Source organism: Paenibacillus sp. CB74 (assembly GCF_055687625.1).
Genome location: NZ_CM146009.1, coordinates 1,989,390 through 2,013,639 on the forward strand (window position 1 = coordinate 1,989,390; position 24,250 = coordinate 2,013,639).

Genomic DNA, 24,250 nt, shown 5'->3' on the forward strand with positions numbered 1-24,250 from the left:
ATCATTTCTCTCTCTGTACGACATGCCTCTTTAGGAATTAAATGCGTCTTCATGGTTGCTGGTTGTCTCGTACTCATAAGCTGCGCTCCCCGTCTCGGCCACGGAGAATGGTCGAGCAGGAGAAGCGTCATTCCCCAGATCCAGGTAAACGCTGTATCTTGTTTCTTCCACCCGAAACAGTGGAATGAAGTTCAGGACTTCTCCTTGCTCACTTTCTGCAACGAATGCCAGTTCCTCCCCGGGAAGTCTGACGATCTTCTCATGCAGATTGCCTGCCGTCATTCCCTTCACTCTTCTGTAATCCCCCAGCTGTGCCAGCAAAATGTTACCATACATCATCGCGGCTTTGCTATCCGAACCTTGCAGTGGAACCAGATGCAGCTTGGCATCAATCTCAATCTCGATGATATCCCGATCATGAAATTCTCGCTCAATGACGATGTAACCATTCTTATGTTGCACATCTGGGGCACTGGCGTTGATTTTCACCGCTGCGACAGACTTCTCTTTCAGGTACAATGCCAATATCACGGGTCTTACCGTCTTGATCACCAGGGTAGACACAAGCGTATCGGGATATTTGCTGCACTGCTCAATGCGGGTGTGCTCGCTCCACTCTACGGTTGACGAGATGAATGCATTTAACAGCAATCTGTTTCCGCTTCTGAACCAGATGTTTTTCTGCAGCTCGCTCATCGCCTCGATACCGGAACCCGTACAACACCAGAAGGAATCATAGGCACTGCTGAAATTTTTGGTTACACCGCTTCCCATTGGCTGGTGGTATTGAGACAGCCCTGTCTGACTGCTGGCACTATTCAATATGGCATTATATTTAAGTAATTCCATATGTTCCAGATATTCAACTCCATCGGACCATGAATGCAATCGCTCCAGTATGCGTTCGGTGTTGTGTGCACAACAGCTCTCACTCTCTCCACCTGTCAGTGCATCTTCCAACCTTCCGAAATGGCCCCAATGTTCCGATTTCTCGGAAACTCCGCCTTGGACAGGAGCGAAAGCCTTTGAACTGTTATTGCCATTGGCAAATGTTCTTCCTTTCAAAAATTTGTAGAAATGTATTGCTGCCTCTCTGTATTGGCTCTCGCCAGTGATCTCATGACGGTGCATTGCTGCTATGATCATGGGAAGATGCGTGTTGGCGTGCAGATCTGCAAGCATATCCTGACCATTAACAAGCGGATCTATAAAATAGTCTCTGTCGAACAAATGTGCAAGCTCCAGTATTTTCGCATCTCCGGTAAGTTCATGGAGTGAGTAAAGGGCATCTCCCATTCCTCCGAACTCATTCGCCGGATTCAGCCTTGTGCAGCGGAGAATGCCATCGATTTGCCAAAAAGAGAGCTTTGCAAACCGTCCGGATATATAATGGGCCATATTCACTCCAAGCTGCAAAGCCTTCATATTCCCCAGATATATATGACAGTCGATGAGTCCTTGCATTACTTTGTGAAGGGTATAGTACGGTGCCCAGACCTTTGGACTATGCTCGCTTTCCAACTGGTCAAGCTGATCCTCCTCGAAGGCGCTTAAGTATCCGTTCGGACGTGCACAGGATTCCAGGATATCCACTATCTCGTTGGCCTTCGACGTCAGTTCCCGATGCTGATTGGCAAAAGCCAATTTGGCACATGCCGAGAGATAATGTCCTGTAAAATGTCCTCTTAGGCCGCAATCTTCGGCTTCCCATCCATTCAGAGGCTCTGCACACGATGGTTTTCCTGCATTGATTCTGAACGTGTGCATAAGTCGTTCGATACGAAATGACATCAAATAGGTTTGCACAAGCTGCTGCCGATGTGCAAAATCTCCTTTTGTCAACCTGACTTCATTCAGGCCAAAGTTGGTGAACAAAGGGACACCTCGTTTCAATGTATATCTGATTTGTTCCACCTGATGCATGCAATGGGACACCTCAACTATTTGGAAATAGAAGAAGCATCATAGGAAGACTGCATGATTTCCAGATAACGATTGATGTTCAGTCCCTCCAGTCCTTTCACATAATCTTCCCAATCCTTATCGAGACTTTTCGCTCCCGTAATGAATTGCAGCGCATTTTGATCGATATAGTCTTTAAGATTAGTCTGCATCATGCTTGTTTCATCCGCCAGAGACGGGTCAACCCAGAGTGCCCAGTGAGGGAAAACGTCCGTTGGCTCTTTTCCTTCCATCAATAATGTAGCCTCATACAGTCGCCGTTCATAACCGTCATTGGCGTAGATGTCCTTGCCCTGTACTTCGGCGTCACGATAGGCACGGTGATGATTGTACTGACTCAATGCTGCCCAGCTGTCATTGCGAGGTTCTTCTCCGGAAGGAAGCGGAATGGCTTTGTAGAGCGGCTCTATCTGATCATTGAGCGCCACTTCGCCTTCCTGTGGTTTACGCCAGCTTGTGCCCTCTTCTCCCAGATAAGATGCCATGGTCCCTTCTTGGGTGTAGAAATAATCCAGCAGCTTAATGGCTGCAATCTGTGTTTCCTCGCTGGCCTTGTTCGTCAGTACAAAAGACGCTCCGGGATCGATTGGATAGTTATACGTAGCATAGGTTGCATTCGGTCCCTTCAGTGGAGGGATGGGATTGTAATCATTTCCGTAAGGTGAACCTTCGGCAGTGGTTACAAATAACGATGGATGCATCGCTGCTCCTGCACCGAGAAGCTGTGCATCGGCATTATCACCGATCTTTTTGAAAGCACCCACGTTCTGCGTAAAGGCCCCCGGATCGATCAGCCCTTCATCATACAGGGATTTGATATACGCAAGTCCTTCTTTCCACTCCGGCTTATTCGCAACGGTCTCCACTTTCCCTTGGTTAACGATGAGATAATTCCGATCATCGTCATAGATAAAACCGTTCATTAAATAAGGGATAATGTGCACCCCAAAATTCTCGGTAGAACCACTTAGGGGCACTTCATCTGCCTTACCATTTCCGTTTGGATCTTTGGTTTTAAATGCCCGAAGCATTTCCTTAAACTCTTCTGTCGTTGCAGGCTCGGTCAAACCTAATTGTTCCATCCATTTGGTGTTGACCCACATCTTGTTCGGGTATGAACAGTGAAAACATTCATTCAAACCTGTCAGACCATAGATATTTCCATCTGGAGCGGTATTCATGGCCCGATAATAGTCATTGCTTTCAAGCACTTTTTTAATATTCGGGGCATGTTTCTCAATCAGATCATTCAGCGGTAATATTACCCCCTGTTGGCCAAACTTCAACAAGTCTGTCTGGGAGAACCGATCTACCCACGGTATTAACAGATACAAGTCCGGATAATCGCCGGAAGCCAGTGAAATCTGTCTTTTCTCGGCTGCACCATCGAATGGAACCGTGGTCCAGTTGAATTGGATATCAAATTTCTCTTCCATTTTCTTCGTGAATTTATTGGTGGACAGATTGGTGTCCGAGCCTTGGTGTGCAAACACATTAATGGCTGTCTTGCCTGACGAATCGCCGCCTTCTCCGTTCCCCTTTTCAGAACTGGAACATCCGGCAAGAACCAACGAGGTAAATAGCATACAGGCAAGAATGATGAAACCCGCTTTTTTCAATACAATCCTCTCCCTTATGAATAATAAAATGAACCTATCCTTTGACAGAACCAATCAACATGCCTTGCACGAAATATCGTTGTACAAAAGGATAGATAATCAGAACCGGCAGGCTGGCCATGACAATTAATGAGTATTTCATGAGTTCAGCCATCTGTTGCTGTTTGATCATTTCTGAAGCGTCCATATTTCCCGTACTGCTGTTCAGAATAAGAATGCTGCGCAATATCAGCTGTAGCGGGTAGAGCGATTGTGATTTCAAATAAATGAGAGCGTCAAAGTATGCATTCCATTGACCAACTGCGTACATAAGCGACAACACGGCAATGATTGGTTTCGCGAGCGGCAGGATGACACTGAAGATAAAACGGATGTCACTGCACCCATCGATGTCTGCTGCTTCGGACAGCTCTTCCGGTATTGAATTCTGGAAAAATGTACGTGCAATGATGACTTGCCAGACCCAGATAGCATTAGGAATCAGCAGCGCCCAGCGGGTATCAATCAGCCCCATCGTTTTGACCACCAGGTAGGTAGGAATCAAGCCGCCCGAAAACAGCATGGTGAAGGTGATAAACATCATTAGTGAGCTGCGACCAACAAATGTCTTTTTGGATAACGGATACGCAATCATGATGGTCAGAGCCACGCTGATCAACGTACCGCAGGCTGTGTAGAAAAGGGAATTGGCATACCCCGTAAGGACTTGATCATTGCGTAATACAGACTTGTAACCATCGAATGTCAGGTCAATGGGCCACAACCAGACTTTTCCTGAGGAGACGGCAGCAGGGCTGCTAAGCGAAGAACTCACAATGTATATCAAGGGATACAACACGGCGATCAGCACCACCGTCAGCATGAAATAAACAACCGTTATAAATACGCGATCTCCCCAAGATTCGCGGATTGTACTGCTGCTCCTGATTCGGGAACGACCGGTATCTGTTTGTGTGTTAGACATGAATTAGTTCTCCTCCTTTCGCTCCCGTTACCATAAGCTTGTGTTGGACAGTCGCTTGGCGACCGCGTTTACGATTAATAGCAAAACCAGGTTAATTACCGAGTTGAACAAGCCAACCGCAGTAGCGAAGCTGTAATTGGCATTCAGCAATCCTATTTTATAGACATACGTGGAGATGATTTCCGAGGCAGACAGGTTGAGCGGATTTTGCAGCAAATATATTTTTTCGAATCCGACAGCCATGATGTTGCCTACACTCAGAATCAGAATGATGACGGCTGCCGGAAGTAGTCCAGGCAGATCAACATTAATGATTTTCTGCATTCGGTTGGCTCCGTCCACTTTGGCTGCTTCGTACAGGGATGGATCAACACCCGCGAGAGCGGCCAGATATATGACAGCGGAGTATCCCATTCCCTGCCACACATCGGAGAATACGTAGATGGAACGAAACAGTCCGGGCTCTCCGAGAAAATTCACCGCTTCAAAACCAAGAGCACCTGCGATTGTATTGACAATACCCAACCGAGGAGACAGAAAGAGCATAATGATGGAGACCATTACTACGGTAGAGATGAAATATGGAGCATACGTCACCATTTGCACGATTTTTTTGAATCGTATGTTTTTGATTTCATTCAGCGCGAGTGCCAGTAATATAGGAATCGGGAAACCGACAATCAGGCTGTAAAACGAAATGTAAAGCGTGTTCTTGATGAGTGTGATGAATGCCGGATTTTGAAAAAGCAATTCAAAATACTTGGTTCCGGCCCACGGACTGCCCCAGATTCCCTTGATGACGTTGTAATCTTTAAACGCCAGCACCGCATTCACCATCGGTACATACTTGAAAATAATAAAGTAAGCAATTGGTGGCAGGATTAACAGATACAGCTGCCAATGTCGCCTCCAGCTTCTGGATAATGCTCGCTGCAAGGCAGACGATTTACTTGTCTTTTCTACGGACTTCGATTCACTTGTCATTGTTGTTCTCAGAATCATCCCCCCATTCAAGGCTCCCATTCATAATGAGCTTCATCACAATTGGTAGCGCTTACTTTCGGGGTAATCATAAGATTTTCTCTGGGGAGGCGTAAAGGTACAGTTACACTGAAAACGTACATAATACGAATATATATCTCTGTAAACAGCCTACATTAACCGCTATGACCATCCATTTTCCGAAACACGCTTGGCGAAATGCCGCGTACCCGCTTGAACGCTCGTCGGAATGAATGCGCACTGTTATACCCGGTAGCCTCGGCTATCTCGTCAATGGTGCGACCAGTGGACTGCAACAGGTTGGAAGCCGCTTCAATGCGCACATGTTCTACGTAATCAGATAGATTTTCTCCCGTATGTTCTTTGAACAGTTGGGATATATACTTCTCCGACTTGCTCATGTACTCGGCAATTCGATAGATCGTCAAGTTTGCATCCGCATAACTTTGTTGAATAAATTCAATCATTTCGATCACCGTATCCGCATGTGCCCCTGCTCTTCTAGTCTGGAAGTCACCGCAAATGTCTTCTGTCAGTTGCTTAAACTTTCCACGCAGCACAGCGATCGTTTCGGTCATCTGAATAGAGGTCACCCGATTTTTATATTCCTCCAGCAGGGAGGCATCCAGCTTGAATTTTGGCTCGTCCAGCTTCAGGAAGGTCCCTTTCAACTCCATGATGAACTGCTGCGTCATCTCGTAGGACAGTTCCCGCTCCTCCAGATTGCGAAGAAATAATTGCTCCAGAATACGTATCGCCTCTTCTGGCTCCCCGGCTTTGATTGTGTTCAGCAGGCGCTGTTCGGACTCAATCGGATAATAGAACATTTCATTTTCCTTCATCGTATCTTCAAATCTCACCAAATGATCTGTTCCCATATGAATGCCATAATCCAGGGCTTGTTTCGCTTCGTCAAATGAGCGACCTGCATCATTCCAGACCTCATACGCTGCACCTGTACCAATTGTTGTAGATATCCGATGTTCCCTGTAGATCACTTTCATTAAAGTATTCAGCTCTTGTTCACATCTTCGCATCGCTTCATTCAGTGGATTTGCATCCAATGGGCAAGCAAAAGCAATCTGGTCCGTTCCCCAATCCGTAATCAGTACCTGGGCATTCCACTCTACAAGTACCTGCTTGACGAGAAGCCTCGCGACGCCCAGTTCATGAATTGTCTCTTCACTGTCCGGATTAGCATAGCCGTTTACTCTCACCAAACCTGCTAAGCCCTTGCTGCTATGAAGTGAAATGTGTGCCTGTGATGAGATGACTTCAAGCTCCGTGGAGGTATAGAATTCCCCGGTTAACAACCGTTTGATAAAACCGTCTCTCAATAATGGAATCTGCTCATTCATGGCATTTGTAAGGGAGTCATTATTTGCAATCAGATTGTTAATATGGCTTGCCAAGAAATCATATTCATTCCCCCGTCTGCCGGGAGAATCGGTGATGTGTTCCCGGAAAGTGGCCAACAGTTTGTACACGGGGGCACTATTCCGATAAGCCAGAACCAACCCGAACAGCAATCCCAAGGCAATCGTTGCCAAAGTAAAGGCCAGTGTGACTTGTTTAATCTGGTCCGCTTTGGTCATGAGTGCTTTCTCGGGAATGCCTGCCATGTAATTCCATCCATTTTGACTGGATTGAATCGATATCAACAGTCGATCATCACTTCCAGGCTGAACGCTCTGCACATTCTGTACATTCTTCGCATTCTGCTCCGTTTCGGCAGCTTTACCTTCGACCCGCTGACTTTGTGCCACTTGCTCAGCCTCGGCCTGATCAATGCCTAGCGAGAAAATGATCTGTCCTTCTGCATCGGTGACGAGAGTCCAGCCGCCATATTGATCCACAATATTTTGAGTCAGGCTCGCCATCTTATCCTGATCAATCATGACACCAATCGTCGCTTGCGGTTTGTTGAAGCTGTTCAGAGGAAGAGATTGCAGAAATGTGATGGCCGGAACATCTGCAAGCACGGTAGCGACAATTTCACGTTTATAGTTTCGAAGCGGTATGATCTCGTTAAAGTGCGGCTGTTTCAAAATTTGGTCATACCACTGTTCAAACGACATACCGTCCAGCTGATTGGCAGCATAATAATGTTCTGGACGATAATATACGGTTCTTGGTGTGATAATGGCATTGTAGTTTGGAATGTGGATGAAGAAATGGGACAAGTATTCATTGGTGCTGCTGTACATGGAGAGGCTGCGCTGCATGCGGTTCATACCATATACATTGTAGAGATCATGCGGCTTCGGACCAGCAATTAAATTTTGCAAATCCGGATTGACTGCAAGCTGTCTGGTAAAGGCTTCGACTTGAAGAAGATTTCGCTCAATAATCTCTTTGCCGAGACTCAGCGACTTGTAGCTGTTCTCAATAGAGCTGGAGCGGGCCGCTTCAATGGAGGCGCGATAAGAGGCATATCCCGCAATTTGAGGAATCATCAGAATGACAAGATAGGAAATGAGGAAACGGCGGAACACGGGTGAAAATTTGGACCATAGGAGCTGCATATGTACCCCCCCTTTTTTTATCAAGCGCTTACATTTCTCTTTGATTAGGTAGCTGTTCCATGATACACCGGGCATTTCTTCTTAGTGAAGGTACAACTTCTTTCTTATGGTACATTTTCGTACTACAGCGTACAATGCTTGCATGAAAATAAATGTCTCTCTGCTATTTGGTGCACAACTATAGTTGCAACTTACCTTCGCACGGCCTGCATGCCAAAGTATTAAAATAAACGCAAAAGAACCTCCCCAAGACCAGGAATGGCTTGAGAAGGTTCTGTTTAACGTTTTGTTTTTTTAATTGCTGACGGCAACAAATTTCCATTGTTGATTTGTTGCACCCGTGTAGGTGTTCTGCTGCAATTTGGCACCATCCGACGTGGAAGCGTTGGCGACTTCAATCGCTTTGTTGCTGTTCACGTTGATGATACTCCAGTATCCGTTTCCAAGGTCATTCACTTTGAAATGCTGAGCGGTAGTGTTCAGGTTGCTCATGAGCTGGACCACTTCCCCATTGGTGTTGGTACCGTTGCGAATGTCGATGACTTTGTCTGGTGAGTTCACACTTGTCAGTGTATAGTTGCCGCTGCCGATCGAGGTCAAAACCCACTTCTGAGGGTTGCCACCCAGATCGCTCCACTGCTGGAGTTGAAGATTGTTCTCGTTTAGACCACCAGGTACATCAATGACCTTGTTGGAATGCCGGGCTACAATTTTGTAGGTTGCACCGGATACCAGCCCTGTTGTTGGTCCACCTGATCCACTGCCCGGGTAAGTCTGGGCACGTTCATGGTACCAGTTAAACAGGAATCGTCCCATGGCACTCCGTGAAGCATCCCCGTCCCACTTCAGGCCGGCCGTTGGATCAGCAAAAGAGCTTCGTGGTCCTTCACTTAGAATGAATCCGTTCATATGTGCTGCAATGCTGACGTTACCTGCTGCGTTGAAGATCGTTTTGGTATTGGTACCGAAACCTTCATTGCTGCCATTGAACAGGTTCCAATAAGCAGAATCGCCAGGTTTGTTTTTGAACCAAGTTACCTCGGTAATGTTAATTGGATATTTATCAGCGGCTGCCTTCACGTTGGTATTCCACTGGTCTTGCAGGATAGAGAAATTGTCATATGCGCCATAACCAGGGTACCAGTGAACCGCATATCCATAGTTGTTGAGCGGGTCAGTCAATGGATGACTTGCCGTTAAGCTGTAAAATTGGTTGTATCCCAGACCTGCCGCCCAGATGACATTGTCCGCACCTTTGCTGCGAATTGTTGAAATCATGGAATTTTGGAAATTACGCAGGTCATTCCAGTGATCCACAAAGTCATTTTCCCCGTTGTATCCACCCCAATGTCCATTGGCATAGGATTTCACAGGTTCGTTGATCAGTTCGAAGTGAACGTTGTCTGCACTTTTGATCTCCGGGCGTGAAGCGAGATAACCCCAGATTTCATTGAATTTTTGCAGGTTGGCAGGTGTTGTTGCCTGATCATCCTTTAATGTGAAGTCGAGTCCCAGGACCACATATACGCCTTTGCTCTTGGCATATTGGATATACGGAATAATGACATTTTGCGTAACGGTCTGCACACCGGCAAAGTTATATGTACCAGCAGCCACATCTCCCATATCCTGACGGTCGATAAACAGACGTACCTGATTCATATTCCAGCCATGATTGCTTCCGTATTTCGGGCTGGTATCCGCAAATGTATCGGTAATGTCCTTCAGATAAGCCAGAGTAGCTGCATGACGGTTATTACCGTGTAGATTGAGGTAATAATTGCTATCCTGATATGTCCAGTAGGCGCCTGAAGGTTGATGCCAACCGTTCAGAAGCACAGGCTGATTGTTGCTGTTCACCAGGTTTTTGCCGTTAACGTGAAGCTTACCCATCGGCATGCCCACCCATGCCTCGGCTCGGTTACCTCCCCATGGAACAATGGTGATCAATAAAGCAAGAATGATTAAAAGTTTGAAAGATGTCAAAATCTTCTTCACTATAATTCCTCCTCTTCTGATGTAATGCCTTGCTATACTGCGAAGTAACGCTGTCATCGCATTCCTAAACCAGCATATCGCTCAGGTCGGAGCCCGCTCCCGCAACCCATTCCATACCAGCAAGGGAATTCTGCGGAGCGAAGGGTTGCGGTTCTGAAGTGAACAGTTTTGCAAAAGATCGCAGCAAGCCCCCTTTTTACAAGTGGAATGTTCCATGGAATCCCTCCTTCCTTATCCAGGCTGATCGCCGCGCCAAAGGTACAGGTGAATTGAACTTAACCGACGATTCCTGTACGCTCAACACTCTCTACGAAATATCGTTGTACAAACAGATAGATGACGATCAAAGGCAGAATCGCAAGAAGAATTCCTGTATCCTGAATCATGCTCAGATAGAACGGATCAGCTTGGGAGGCTGCACCGTCAGTAACCTGCTGAGCCAGATTATAAGGAAGAGATGACAACTGGGTCGACATGACTTTACTCGAAGTCAGATAAGTTGTCGTATAGAAGCTGTCATTCCACTGCCATACGAACGAAAACAACATGACCGTAACCATGGACGGAATCGCATTGGGTAACATAATGGTTGAGAATGTTCGGCCGATGCCCGCACCGTCCACATAGGCCGCCTCCTCCACTTCCTTCGGAATACCTCTGAAGAATTGCCGGAAAATGAAGATGTATAAACCAGCCTTGAGTGAATTGGCTGTAATCGCGGTCAGAATAAACGGCCAATAGGTGTTCAGCAGATTAACCGGTTTGCCTGTGATAAGCGTCATAAGTCCCATCAGATCAAAGCTCTTCAGATTCAGGTATACCGGAATCAGAATGGTCGTCGGTGGAACAAGAATGGTCAGGATTACCCCGGCAAACAGCCAGTTGCTTCCCTTGAACTTCAGTCTGGCGAATCCGTACCCTGCAAGCGCACAGGATGCAGTGGTCAGCAGTGTGGTTGTTGCAGATAATGCAAATGTATTAAACAGCGTTGCCCAGTAATCCATGACGCGGATAGCCTGCTTGAAATTGTCGATGGAGAAGTTCTGCGGGATCCACACGACCACTGCGGAATACAGATCGCCTTTATCCTTGATAGACGTTGACACCTTCTGGAATATGGGAAACAGGATAACGAAGGACAGCCCGGTAATCAGGACAAACCGGATCATGGCCCACAGCCAGCCTTTCCAATGCTCCAGCGATAATAATCGTGAAGTTGTCACGTAGAGCACCCCCCTTTCTAATCTTGATAGAAGACACGCTTCGAGAAGATGATGGATACGATAACGAGAATGATGGCAATGGCCAGGAAGTAGACCCATGCCATGGCGGAGCTTAAACCAAAGTCGAACTTGACGAAGCCGGTATCCCGGATCAGTTCTGTCATGGCGTTATTGGCAAACGAATCGATTATTGTATAGATCGCATTGACAAAAATCAGCGGGCTGACCATCGGAAATGTAATTTTCCAGAATGCTTCATAACCCGTAGCTCCTTCCATCTTCGAAGCCTCATACAGCTGAGGGGAGATTGTCTGGATGCCTGCCAAAAAGATCAAAATCTGTACACCGGATTGACTGACGATCTGATAGATCCGATCTACGGCGCTGCTCAGGTACGTAACGATCCAGTCGCTTACTCCGGCATTAACCATCAGATTTTCGAGTTCAAATGTCCCGAGTGAACTGCCGCCTGTACTGCTCTGGTTCACCGCTTCAATCAGACTGGTGCTCTCCAGCGTCATAATTACTCCCGATGCCAGAATAACGGGCAGGAAGAAGATCGACCGGGCAACAGCCCGGCCCCTGAACTTCTGATTCAGGATGACAGCGAGGAACAGACTGAATATAACGATCAGAGGTACGTTGATGAGTACGTCTGTGATTGCCTCGATTAACGCACGGTTGAAGCTCGTATTGACGGTTAGCGCCTGAATGTAATTAGCGACACCGGTGAACTGAATCGCTATGCCTTCCGCGTTGGCCTGAATTGTACTCATGCTGTATCGCAGAGAGGCTAACAGCGGAATGAAGAAAAATAACACAAAACCTATGAGCCAGGGGAGCACGTAAATTACGCCCCACATGGCTTTCTGCTGAGCATACGTACGACTTCCCCATTTCCATTTCAGGAGCGTCTTCAGAGCTGCTCACCACCAGTCACATAGCTTTGGGCTTCCACTGTAACGTTGTCAACATCTACAGGGAAGTCGTTATAATTGACGATTACGAATCCGCCGCCTTCATACATGGTCCGGAACACGCCTTCTTCAATGGATTCATGAGACATCATGGAACGTCCCGTAAATGACTGGTTTACGTCGTTGACCTCATTGTAGATGTCAGCAGCCAGATCCATCCATTGTTCGTAATTCGCCGCATAGAGTTGATCATAATCTGTTTCTTTCACAACATGGTTTGGTGCATTGAACCAGGCAAAGTAAGGGCTCGCTCCATATTCAATCAACTTCAATACATACTGTCTTGCGTCCGTATAAGTAGAAAGATTGTATGGCATGCCTGTATAACTAATGCTGCCGTGTACAACGAGCTGATAGAATGGAATCTCTTCATCCTCCAGCTTGAAACGGCTGCTATTCATTGGAGCATCTGTCAACCCGGTTACATATGGCAGTGCGTAAGCGTTTCCGCCTTCCGCAACGACAGGGCCTACCTGCTGTTTGATCTGTTCAAGTGCTTTCTTGACAGAGCCCAGTGCTTCCGTTCGATCCACCAACTTTTTCGGATTCATGTCGCTGTTCAGCTGAGCGGCCAGGTCATTCAGACTCAACGAAAGTTCATCTTTTTGAAGAGACTTGAGTTCATCCAGCATCTCTGCCGTCACGTTCTCCAGCAAGTTGGGCGACAGCACATAGGAAGGTGAACGATCCCTGTCACGACGCTGTATGGCCTGGTTCATCGGATACATAACCGCCGGTTCCTGGGTTAAGGTTCGGGAAGCTTCTTTAGACGGTTTAAATCCTTTTTTGGATAACACATTTATCAGAGCAATATCCGGATAAAAGCCGATGCCTGCTTCTTTGGTGAATGCACTGAATTCCCGCAATCCCTTTTTGCCACCCACGGCACCGTCCACGTGAATGGAATCGGGCATCCTATGATAAAGCCCTCCGTTAAACCACCCGGCATAGCGAACCTGTATATTGGATACCTTCTTCTCCTTCAAGGTGGTGAGAATGTTTTTGGCTTCATCAAACGTCGTCAGAGCCTCCGTTGAATCGTACGGTATGCCCAACATATGCTGGCTTGTTGTCATGGCACCGAACAGTTGCAGATAAAACGGAACATCATTCTGATCCTTACTGGCGCTCAGCTCGGGAAGTCCGCCATTTTGCATCAGATAATCCCGATAAAGAGAGGCAAGCCCGGAGTACGAGGCCTTATCCGCCCCTACAAAAGCGTATCGAACGGCGAAGTCGGACACGGTCGGATTCTTCTGAAATTTCGGAAGTGTACGAACCATATCGCTTGCCTGAAGTGTCACATCGCTCTTGTTCACAACATAGAAGCTTGGATATACGTTGTTATAACTGTTTAGCTTGCCGCTGATATCGGCATTCACAACGGCAACGGCATCCCCTTCCTCAACAATACCCAGGAACGCCCCCTCTTTCCGAATAAGTCCAAACACCGGCAATCGGGCTTTGGCTTCATTCGAGCTTGCTTCCCGCAGTTTCATCGTCATATCCGGTCCGTAAATATCTTGTTGATAGGCAGGATACTGCAACTTCCCATTATTAAAATGGATAAGAGCCCCCGATCCGTCCGGCACCAGCATGGAGCCTTCTTCATTCAATCCTCCGGCACCAAAATACTCCAGTATGGATATGTTATTGATCGGATATTCCTCCGGAAAATGAATGCCTGATGAAGGAACACGAACTAACAGATCCTCTCCATCCAGCTCATATTCCATCGTGATCATGAACAACCGCGGTCCGCTACGTTCCTGTTCAATGCCGAACTCGGCATGATCCTGAGCCAGGTCCTCTGGTGTGTAACCAGCTGTGTCAAAAGCTTTCAACGCTCGGGACAACTGAAGTCCCTGCATCGCCTTATCAATCCGGACGTAAGTACCTTCTTCTTTGTCCTCTGCATATCCGACCTTCAAGGCCCGCTGCCCGGTCTTATCCAACTGTGCAAGCAGCTTTTGCTCAAAACGCTCTTTGCTGATCTTCATCGGCAAATCTTCAATGGATCGCTCGGTGCTGCCAAACTGGTAATTCACCCGTACGCCGTTTGGCAGTGACTCGAAGCTGATCTGCTTGTGTGCGGCACTGTCCGTGAAAGAATTCACCGTGCTGCTCTGACCCAGACTATTGAAGAAACTGAGCTTGGTTTGTGAAGACAACAGGTCTTTGTTTATCCCTGCGGCAATTCCATCCTGTTCACGATCTGCAGGATTGCTGCGCCAGATCTGCCCGCTCTGCATGTGAATCACTGCAATCTCGGCAGTCTCTTCGTGAATGAACAGCTGAAGCTGATCATTCTGTGCAATGCCAATCATGCCTGGAAGGCGGGTATTACTGAAAGATGATTTCAGTTTTTCTCCGGGAGGCAGGGAGGGAACGTCCGTTTGATCTGCGGCAGATACCGCCTGGTTGGTCAGTGGTGCTGACGAGAACTGACATCCGCTGAGCAGTAGACTGCCCGCGAGCAGCATCCCTGTTATTTTTTTGGCTACGGCATATTTCATCACATTCTCCTCCTCCCTTAGCCCCGAAGCACTAATTCCTGATAGATGGTTACGACAAACGATACAATCTGCTGTACAAGGCTAAAGAACAAGAGGCACAGAAATGCCATAAAGGCCATAGCTACAAGTGTCAATAGCATCGTGAGTATCGTTTTGGCTGGTGTGTACTGATGAACCGTCATATTTCCCACAAATAACAGGTACACCGTCCAGGCGACGGCGAGTGCATTGGAGAAATAATAAAAGGCAGTTTCTTGTGCAGAGATCACAAGACTCAGCCAGATCCAAGGAAAATGGATTAGGAAAAGAGGCACCAGTGCAAAACAGGTTGACATAAAAATTTCAGAAAACTTGCCTTCCCCGTCCATCAAGGTGGTTAACGACCAGTTAGCCACACACCAGAAGAGGACCGGCACGATCACATATACCATTTCGAGCAGACTGTTCAGGTATTTGGGATTACTGAGATTAATCAGAAAACCGCTGTATTGGGCATGTAAAATTTTGGTGATGACCAGCAGTACCAGAATCATGAAAGCAATCAACAGTGAGTTCCTCTGGTTGCGCTCATATTTTAATTCCCAGTATCCATCAAACGGATGGAAGATCAGATGCAGCGGGTACTGATATAACTGTTTACTTGATGCCTGCATTCGTTGTCCTCCTTTTCTGCCTGCGAACGATGATGACGGTAACAAACGCAGCGACAGCCAAGAATAAACCGGACATCATCCATGAAAAATGCTCACGCATCAGCTCTTTGCGATACAAAAGAAAAGCTTTGGAATAACCTTTAGGTTCCATACTGCGCTTAAAGTATTTCGCAGATTCGCCGTATTCCTTCTGACGAAGCAGCGCTTTGCCGATTCCCGCATAAGCATATTCCAGATTGGCGTTCATCTCGGCAACTTTAGCAAACAGTACACTGGACTGCTCCTCGTCACCGTTATAATAACTGCGAACTGCTTCATGGAGCGTGCGTCCATATTCAGTTGTCTGAAAGACGGTGATTTCGCCAAGCGCTTTATCCAGAACCAACATCCGGTCTCCCGCACGTTCCAGCGCAACAGGTGTATTAAACTGGCCAAGGCGGTTTCCGATGCCGCCAAAAATATGGAGCAGATACCCGTCTCCATTGTAGGTGAAGATTCGGCCCTTGCTGGAATCCAGTACGGAATACATGTCACTGTCCCCCACGTCCACATCAATCAGACGGGATGGCCCGGCTTCCTGGGTATACACCATATCACCTTGCGGGGTCTGATAGCCTTCTCTGCGCAAAATGTCTGTGCCCTGTGCATTCAGCTTCTTGACCGGATCTTTGCCCCGATCCCCGCTAGTCGCGTAGATGAAGCCTTCTTCATCCATATCCAGATTGGTAAATTCCGTCGGAGTGAACATAACCATCTGACTGCGCTGCTCACGTGTGGCGAAGCGTTTCCATAGATACTCCACCGGGTCTACCTGAACTCTGTTTGCTCCAATAAACGATGAGAACGTACCGTCGGCGCTGAACTCCATGAATCCATCAAATACGCCTTCGGCCATGACGTAGATACGTTCCCCCTTGTCCATAACAACACGCATAGGTTTGAATTGAAAATCCGCTTTTAACAGGTCCGATTTGGGCTCTGCGACAATCTTGACCAGCGTGCCTTTTTCATCCAAATGTACGACTCGATGATTATCCGAATCGGCGACCAGCAGATGGCCTTGATCGCTAACGTACAACCCCTGCGGATTTTTAAAATGATCTTCCTTGCCTTCCTGCTTAAATGAATCAATCGTCCGTACCAGCTTGAGGTTGCGATCCATCTCTATAATGCGGCCATTGCCCGAATCAAGCACAAAGACGTGCTGATTGGCGGTAACATGCATGTCGCTCGGCTCTTTCATAGGAATCGTGTTCAGCTTCTTACCGGTGATAATGGTTGTTGCCTCATATGCCGCTGGTGCCGGAACTGCGTCACCCCAGAAGGAGTAATGATACGCATCCGTTTTACCGTCTGCACTCACATATGATGCCTCTTGAACGAACAACAGGAGGCAGATCATGCCCATGATGATCGATTTGCGTTTTTTCCATGTGCTTCTCCGCACCTCGCTGCCTCCTTTCTACTCTTTCATGCCTGAAGTGGCCATCGTTTGCATGACACTGCTCTGGGAGATGATAAACAGCGTGATTGGTACAATCATCAGCAGCAAGGCCACAGCCGCACCAACACCTGCACGAGCAATCCCTCCCTGTACAATCTGACTGAGCGCATAATGCAGCGTTTTCAGATTTTCACTGTAGATGAAGCTCCCGCCGTCCGTCCCCCATAACGCAGGGAACTGCAGGATCATGAGCGTGAGCCATGCCGGCTTTACATTCGGCATCACAATGCTCCAAAAAATGCGATATTCATTGGCTCCGTCGATTTTGGCTGCTTCCAGCAGCGCATCGGGAATCTGCTCCATGAACTGTTTCATCAGGAACAGTCCCAGGGAGAAAGCAAGCGATGGCACGATAATGGAAGCGTGTGTGTTAATCCATCCTAGCCAAGACATGACCATGTAGTTTGGAATCGCCGTGACATGCGGTGAGAACATCAGAGACAGAATTACAATCGTGAACAACACTTTCGAACCTGGAAAACGATATTTCGCCAGCGGATAAGCCGCGGCGGATGCAAGAAGAATGTGCCCTGCCGTCCCCAGGATTGTAATGAGCAGGGTATTAGCAATATAACGGGATAACGGCACCCATGAATTGCCCATAAGGTTGATCAGATCGGCAAAATTCTCTGTTGTCGGGTTATTCACCCAGAATCGCGGCGGAAAAATAAACAGCTCATCCAGCGGTTTGAATGCATTGTTGACAGCATAGATCAGCGGAAGCACCATAAATGATCCAAACACGGCCAGCAGTGCAAATAACATCAGGCTGACGGTAAATGACCGATTCAGCCTTTTTGGCATGCCAAACACGGCACGTACTTTGCTGGTCATTGTCATTCACCTATCTTTCTAAGCATTTTTTGCGTCAAAACGTTCGTACCAAGCATCAACGCAAACAGCACGGTTGCAATGGCAGAAGCGTATCCCATCTCAAAACGGATTGTACCGAAGTCCATCAGATGTGTGACGACGGTGTGAGCTGCATAGTTGACACTTGGGAAACCGGCCAATGCAATCGATATCTCGGCCACTGCGAATGAAGCCGTAATCTGCATCACCGCACCAAACATCAGTTGCGGTCTCATCGAAGGCAGGGTGATGTACCAGAGTTCCTGCCAGCGATTCTTGATCCCGTCCACGGTGCCTGCTTCAACCAGAGAACGATCAATGGTCTGAAGTCCTGCAATAAAGGCCAGGAAGCTGGTTCCAAGGCTGAGCCACAACTGTACAATAATGACAATCGCGAGCACGTACTTCTCATCTGCAAGCCATTGGATCGGCTCTAGTGTGACGCCAAGGCGCATCAGGAAGCCGTTCATATACCCGTAACTGTCACCAGAGAAGATGATCAGCCAGATGAAGAAGACATTTCCCGATATGGAGGGCGCATAGAACACCAGCGTCATGACCGCTCGAATTTTGGGAGATAACTCGTTGATGATCCATGCAAACAAAAAGCAGGCGATATAACTGAGCGGACCCGTGATTACGGCAAAAAGCAGTGTGTTTTTGAGCGCGATCAGGAATACGTCGTCATTCAGGAAAAGCCGGGAATAATTTTGCCACCCGACAAATCGCGGCAGCTCCAGCATGTTGAAGTGAAAAAAGCTGAGCCCCAGTGAAATGCCGACCGGGATGACAGTAAACATGAAAAAAATCAGCATAAACGGTGCCATCAACACATAATAATGCCTGCTGAGATACAGATCCCTTCTCAAAAGGGACCACCAGCCGACCTGGCGGGTATGGACGGCAGGAGCGGCGGCTGTCTTGGTTGTTTTAGCTTGCAACCGTTACCCTCCCTTTCCTCTATTTCAGATTAAATTCCTTACGCTTCAACTCAATTTCATCATCAATGTACAGAACATAGTCCGATAAGGCTTCACGCGGATTTTCATTCGCATTGACCACCTTACGGAAAGCGTTATCCAGATGCCGTCCCGTGAAATAACCTCCAGGAAGCTGCGGGATCCCCTGTACCCATTTCCATTGCTTCTCCAGATTTTCATAATCCTTGACGGGCCAAGGAAGCTGTTTCAAAGCTTCAATGTTGGCTGTTGGGTAACGAGCTGCCGCCCCCATGAGGCCTTCCATTTCTCGTCCGTATTCAATCTGGGTCTGCTCGTCAGTCCACCATTTCATGAACTTCCATGAAGCTTCCTTGTTGCTGGCGTTCTCAAGCATCATTACCGCGCTTGTTGCGCTGGCCACCTCATGCCTGATGGAACCGTCCGGAAGCTGCGTACCAGGAACAATGGTAAAGTCCCAGAGATTGCGAATTTCCGGAGCCAAAACTGTCAACATGTTATAGGTTGTATAGTCCGCAATTCCAATCGGCATCTCACCGGTACGGAAGCGGTTTGGAAAGTCCGCTTTAAGCGGGAATTTATAATTGGTATAGAATTGTGTCCAGCGTTTAAACGCATCCATCGAAATTTCCGAATCAAGGGCACTCTTCTTCTGATCTTCCGTATAGAAGGTGCCATCATTCTGGTACAACAGCATCGCAAAGGTTGAGTTCGGCACAAGGTTTGCGTTGTTCAGTGTATCCTCGATGGGCAGATAAAACTCCATATTGTGCTTTTGCAACACAGCAATGGCGTTATACACGTCCTGCCACGTTTTCGGCGGTTCCAGTCCCAATTCGTTCAGGATATCCTTGCGGTAAAAGAGCATCGGAAAATGTTGCTGTTCTGGGAGGGCATACACACCGTCGTTATACCGGTATGGTGTCAACCCGCTTTCACGGAACCGACCCGCAATTTCCTCGAAGTCGGGGAATTTGCTCAAATCCGCTGCCGCACTTCTCATCGCATAGTTTACAGGGATGTCTTCACCCATTTGCATGGCAATGTCGGGTCCTTCACCTGCAAGCGTTGCGGGAAGCAATATGTTGGGCGGCACGAGACGCAGCTGCACGGATACATCCGTATCCGGAGTAAACGAATCATCGATCATGCCTTTCAATACCTGAGCCTGATCCCGTCCAGTCGTGATCCATACAGTAATGGAATCCTTTTTTTGCTCCACGTTACCGATGCTGTCGTAATCTTCGGTATACGAAGCCACGTATGCACCCAGCTCATGTTTCACCTGCTGAATGGCCGTCGCTTCCGCATCTGGCAAGGCTTCACCCGGCGGAGACACGACGAGGTAATCCAGAGTGATCGGCTGTTCACGTACTGACAATATCCAGGTACCCAGGCCACCTACGTTAATTTTGAACGTATCCAGTCGTTTAGGAACGGTCTCCGGCTTGGCCGCCATATCTTCAAGCTGCATGACCATGGCGTGAAGCACGGCAACTTTATCACTTTGCTCACCCGTTGCCTTTTCCAGATAATCCGCTACAGAACGGAGCGTGTCTGCCTGTCGTTCAAAGACTTCCGTCATCTCCGGGATGCGTTGTTCCAACTGATAATCCCGAAGCGGATCGGGGCTGTTGGAGGTGATCATCAGGATTTTGCGATACATCTCATTCAATTCCAGCACGCTGGATTCCACGGTACGAAGCAGAGGAGCGATGTCGCCTAGCGTTACCGTCATTCGAATCCGGTGTTTCCCTTTATCCAGATGAAACTGGTAAGGCTGATTTTCTGCCGCCCCCAGCACCTGAGTTTGCCAGGATGGGCTGTAGTTGAAACGAATGCGTTTCATTTCTTTAAACGGAACTTCGCCGTTGATCGTCAGACTGCGGGTTGCGTAAATACCGCGCAATTGATCCTGTTTTACCTTTAACGCGATTTGATACAATCCGTCTTCAGGCACGTCGATTTCCCATTCGATCCATTCACCCGGCAGCTTCCAGTTGATGCCCCCGATCGCATTCATGCGAATTTTGGACACATCATAAGGTTCTAGCGATGGGCTCGAACGATCCGAGATGGGTGCCAGTGTAGGTGAAGACTTGCTGACTGCTTGTTCCCCTTGTACTTTCAGCATGACTGGAGCCGCTGGTTTCAGCCCCTGTGAGGCATAAGTTGCCTCAAGCTCTGCATAGGTCGGGATCTCCCCTTCCTGATACAGCTCAATATAATCAATCGCCATACTTTCTCTTAATGAAGTGAGCGATAACTGCGGGTTTCCTTTTTCAAAATAAAACTGAAAGGGCTCCTCGAAATAGCCTCCGCTATCCTTGAAGGAAGTCAACTGCCACTCGGGCTGTTCCACTTGTCTTGGCCTGAGATCGTTATCCCGATCGTCACGACGAACGTTATCCTCGCGATTCCCCCACACCCTGTCAAACAAGAGAACATCGGCCCCTCTAAAAGGAACCTCCCCATTCACCTCGAGTCTGCGTTCAATACCCGAGCTTTTACCCTCTACAGGGTAATAGTGAATGCGAATATTGTACAAACCGCTCATTTGAACGGGAACATCCCAACGAATGGTTCCAGTTTCCGGCGTAATTACAGCGCTCCCATCCAGTCCGGCATAACCTTGCACGACCTCGAATTCTCCGTCAGTTGCCTGAACATAAGATTCGCCTTCAATGCGTATTGTTTTCTCGGGTTTAGCCGAATTGTCATGAGTAGTCAGATAATGGTCATAACTGAATGAATCCTCGGTTGCCGATACTGCGTCAAAGTCCTCAAGCGCATGTACCGTCCCCGGATAACGATCCCGCGATGGATATAGCGTCCATATGGAGAGTACCAGGGCCAGGACAAGCACCAAGATTAGTCCCTTTTTCTTACGTGACCGCATGTTCGAATGTATCCCCTTTCCTCTAAGGTTGCGAGAACTGGACGATTGACTAACCCGGACAGACCGCACCATCACTGGTGCGTTCTGCCCGTGTGTCATGATGCTTATTTGTATACCTCATCAATCGCAGCCTGGAAAGGTGCCTTGTATTTCTCAATCAGCGTAGATACAGATACTCCTTCTTTGAGCTCTCCATCAAAGTCCCAGAAAGGCAAGGACGGGAATGTGTTATGGTCGAGAACCAGCATGCCTTCTGCAACCTCTCTGGCGTTGTTGATATCTGCTTCATCGGTCAGATGTGTCTCCAGTGTGGATTGGCCCGGATACTCATAGATCGAATCGATCTCATTAATTTTCTCCCAGATGTACATCAGTTGTTCCGGATTCTCTACTGCTTTAGGAATCGTTATAGCCTGGTAACGGGACTCTCCAGAGTGATACGCTGATGCACTTGGACCTTTAGGGAATGGTACAAAACCGATATCGTAATCCTTCATGTCTGTCATAATGCCTTCAACCTCGTACATGGCACCTGAATACATCAACGTATTGCCTTGACGGAAGAACGTGGACGGCTCAGTCCAGTCGCCGCCTTCAGAAGCTCTGCCGACCTTTTCCGTAGCCAGTTTGGACAGGAAATTCAGCGCTTCCTTCGTTTTGGGATCTTCCAGGTTCTGCTTATCCTCTAGGGTCAGGGAAGCTTCATTGGAATACAGAATCGGTTCAAGCAATCCCGTCTGAGCGAGTCCCCAAGTGTCCAGCTTGCCATCGTTGTTGCGATCCTTGTTCGCTTGTTTGGCAACGCTGAGGAATGTATCCCAGTTCCATTCATCAGCATCCACATATTCCTGTAATGGCTTCAAGCCCAGCTCCTGCATGAGGGTACGATTATAGAAAATTCCGTTGATAAAAGAAGACTGGTCCTCGGTAAAGCCGTAACCTTTGCCTTCATATTGCATATATTCCTTTGTTGTTTTCTGATTGAATACTTTGTCGTTTTTAATATAATCATCCACTGGCCACAAGAGATCCTGTTTGGTCAATGCGGGAATGGCATAGTTTTTGCCCAATCTCACCAAATCACCAAGTGGTTCCCCTGCCATCAGCGAAGCAACTACCTTCTCCTGATATTCGCCGAAATCAATGGAAACGTATTCAATATTAAAGTTGTGTTTTTTCTTCAGCGCTTCGAGATTCTCAAGGCGTTGAATGTTGTCCGGGTTGTTCCCCTGTATTTCCATGTCCCACCAAGCAACAACTTTGATCGTTCTGCCGCCCATGTCAAAGTCCATTTCTGGCGTAGAGTTTTCATTCTTTGGCTCGGTTTCTACGGGTGTTTGTTCCTCCTGTGGTGTTGTCTTTTCCGGCTCGGGTTGAGCGGTAGGTGCAGAACTGCATGCAGCAATCACCAACAAAACCGCGAATACCAGGCTCAGTAGCATGAACTTGTTTTTTCTCATCGTCTTCCCCCCTGATTGTCTTTTGCTCTCACAGTGTATCGCCCAAATGAAAGCGCAAACAACCTGCCAAAATACAGGTGTTTACCCCGGCTGAATATAGATTTCCGTGATTTTGTGCGTACAAATTGCATTCTGGGTTCCAATTGGTAAAGAAATGCACTCTCTACAAAAATATGCACATTGTATGCGCTTTCTTTTATTACCATAATGAAATTAAGTCATCATTGAGTTTAATCTGGCGGATTACAATTCAGCAGAAGGTGAGGTATTGCTTCATGTATGATATTTTACTTGTGGATTTCAGCCGTCGTTTGTGCGGAGAGTTGCAACAGATGTTGCTACGGAGCAAAGCTCAATATACTATCGCAAATTGTGTGTTCTCATCGTCCGAAGCTTTGACCGCATTGTCAGAACGAGACTTTTCCCTTGTTATGGTACATACAGAGAGGTTCGATACCGCGGGGCTCTGGTTATGCAACGAGATTCGAAAGAAAAGTCAGATCCCCATCCTCCTGATGGGTGGAAGAGATCACTTCAGGTTCGTACGCAAAGCCCTTACGTATCAGGTGAATGATTATCTACCGAATCCTGTTAGTCCCTCTTCTTTACTTAACAGTCTGCACGGACTTCGATCCCACCTTGAAACCGATCCGGCACACAAAACGTCGTCGTTCTTCAAAACGCCTGTTCAAATGAATGGTAAACCCATGCACTCCAGTCATGTGATTCGTATCGTCAAAGCCTATGTACGGGATCATCTGAGTGATGAAATCACGCTGAAGAAGATCTCTGATATGCTTCATTTTAACTGTGCCTACCTTGGGCAGAAGTTCAAACTGGAAGAGAAGATGTCTTTCAATGATTATATGCTCCAGCAACGTATGGAAAAGGCCCAGCAACTGCTGTCTTCCACGAATCTGCGAATATATGAGATAGCGATTGAGGTAGGTTATAAGGATATTGATTGGTTCTATAAAAAATTCAAAGCGTACGCCGGATCGAGTCCTAATGCTTATAGACGACAAAAAATCCACACGGCCTAGGGTGGATTGCCGATGTGCTATGTTTGTTAAATAACTACAGAAAAACGCAGGAGATGTTCTCCCTGCGTTTTTCTGTAGTTATTTGAGCTAGTCA

16 protein-coding genes are annotated in these 24,250 nt (G+C 47.5%); 1 reads left to right on the top strand and 15 read right to left on the bottom strand.

The features are described from left to right. Positions 1 to 30: 30 nt before the first annotated feature. The 15 genes from ACX9NY_RS08890 to ACX9NY_RS08960 all read right to left on the bottom strand — a co-directional run bounded on the left by ACX9NY_RS08890 (position 31) and on the right by ACX9NY_RS08960 (position 23,113). Positions 31 to 1,923, bottom strand: a complete 1,893-nt coding sequence (locus tag ACX9NY_RS08890) for a beta-L-arabinofuranosidase domain-containing protein (RefSeq protein ID WP_339261182.1) — start codon at positions 1,921 to 1,923, stop codon at positions 31 to 33. A 17-nt stretch (positions 1,924 to 1,940) separates the two neighbouring features. Continuing rightward, positions 1,941 to 3,548, bottom strand: coding sequence for an ABC transporter substrate-binding protein (locus ACX9NY_RS08895; RefSeq protein ID WP_445252974.1), 1,608 nt, complete (start codon positions 3,546 to 3,548; stop codon positions 1,941 to 1,943). A gap of 67 nt (positions 3,549 to 3,615) precedes the next feature. Then, complete coding sequence (locus ACX9NY_RS08900; protein WP_253435665.1) at positions 3,616 to 4,545, bottom strand: carbohydrate ABC transporter permease; 930 nt, start codon at positions 4,543 to 4,545, stop codon at positions 3,616 to 3,618. A gap of 27 nt (positions 4,546 to 4,572) precedes the next feature. After that, positions 4,573 to 5,547 carry an ABC transporter permease gene (locus ACX9NY_RS08905; RefSeq protein WP_253435662.1) on the bottom strand — a complete coding sequence of 325 codons (975 nt, stop codon included), beginning with the start codon at positions 5,545 to 5,547 and terminating at the stop codon, positions 4,573 to 4,575. A gap of 155 nt (positions 5,548 to 5,702) precedes the next feature. Then, complete coding sequence (locus tag ACX9NY_RS08910; RefSeq protein WP_472478205.1) at positions 5,703 to 8,072, bottom strand: helix-turn-helix domain-containing protein; 2,370 nt, start codon at positions 8,070 to 8,072, stop codon at positions 5,703 to 5,705. A gap of 294 nt (positions 8,073 to 8,366) precedes the next feature. Then, positions 8,367 to 10,070: an RICIN domain-containing protein gene (locus ACX9NY_RS08915; protein WP_339261176.1), complete on the bottom strand. Its 1,704-nt coding sequence runs from the start codon at positions 10,068 to 10,070 to the stop codon at positions 8,367 to 8,369. 275 nt (positions 10,071 to 10,345) lie between these two features. Further along, positions 10,346 to 11,293: a carbohydrate ABC transporter permease gene (locus ACX9NY_RS08920; RefSeq protein ID WP_339242688.1), complete on the bottom strand. Its 948-nt coding sequence runs from the start codon at positions 11,291 to 11,293 to the stop codon at positions 10,346 to 10,348. A gap of 17 nt (positions 11,294 to 11,310) precedes the next feature. After that, complete coding sequence (locus ACX9NY_RS08925; RefSeq protein ID WP_253435651.1) at positions 11,311 to 12,156, bottom strand: carbohydrate ABC transporter permease; 846 nt, start codon at positions 12,154 to 12,156, stop codon at positions 11,311 to 11,313. A 53-nt stretch (positions 12,157 to 12,209) separates the two neighbouring features. Next, a complete protein-coding gene (locus ACX9NY_RS08930) occupies positions 12,210 to 14,786 on the bottom strand; it encodes a DUF5696 domain-containing protein (protein ID WP_472478208.1) in 2,577 nt (858 codons plus the stop codon). A 17-nt stretch (positions 14,787 to 14,803) separates the two neighbouring features. Next, positions 14,804 to 15,439: a YIP1 family protein gene (locus ACX9NY_RS08935; RefSeq protein WP_339261173.1), complete on the bottom strand. Its 636-nt coding sequence runs from the start codon at positions 15,437 to 15,439 to the stop codon at positions 14,804 to 14,806. Further along, positions 15,423 to 16,886, bottom strand: a complete 1,464-nt coding sequence (locus ACX9NY_RS08940; RefSeq protein WP_339261171.1) for a hypothetical protein — start codon at positions 16,884 to 16,886, stop codon at positions 15,423 to 15,425. Before ACX9NY_RS08940 ends, ACX9NY_RS08935 begins: the two co-directional genes overlap by 17 nt. Before the next feature lie 15 nt (positions 16,887 to 16,901). After that, complete coding sequence (locus ACX9NY_RS08945; RefSeq protein WP_278295182.1) at positions 16,902 to 17,777, bottom strand: carbohydrate ABC transporter permease; 876 nt, start codon at positions 17,775 to 17,777, stop codon at positions 16,902 to 16,904. A 2-nt stretch (positions 17,778 to 17,779) separates the two neighbouring features. Further along, positions 17,780 to 18,736, bottom strand: coding sequence for a carbohydrate ABC transporter permease (locus ACX9NY_RS08950; protein ID WP_339242679.1), 957 nt, complete (start codon positions 18,734 to 18,736; stop codon positions 17,780 to 17,782). 19 nt (positions 18,737 to 18,755) lie between these two features. Beyond that, entirely contained in the window at positions 18,756 to 21,653 is a 2,898-nt protein-coding gene (locus tag ACX9NY_RS08955; protein ID WP_472478211.1) for an extracellular solute-binding protein, read from the bottom strand. Between the two features lie 104 nt (positions 21,654 to 21,757). Further along, positions 21,758 to 23,113, bottom strand: a complete 1,356-nt coding sequence (locus ACX9NY_RS08960) for an ABC transporter substrate-binding protein (protein ID WP_339242676.1) — start codon at positions 23,111 to 23,113, stop codon at positions 21,758 to 21,760. Between the two features lie 275 nt (positions 23,114 to 23,388). Here ACX9NY_RS08960 and ACX9NY_RS08965 point away from each other — a divergent pair, with 275 nt between their 5' ends. Then, complete coding sequence (locus ACX9NY_RS08965) at positions 23,389 to 24,156, top strand: response regulator transcription factor (protein WP_472478213.1); 768 nt, start codon at positions 23,389 to 23,391, stop codon at positions 24,154 to 24,156. Positions 24,157 to 24,250: the final 94 nt, after the last annotated feature.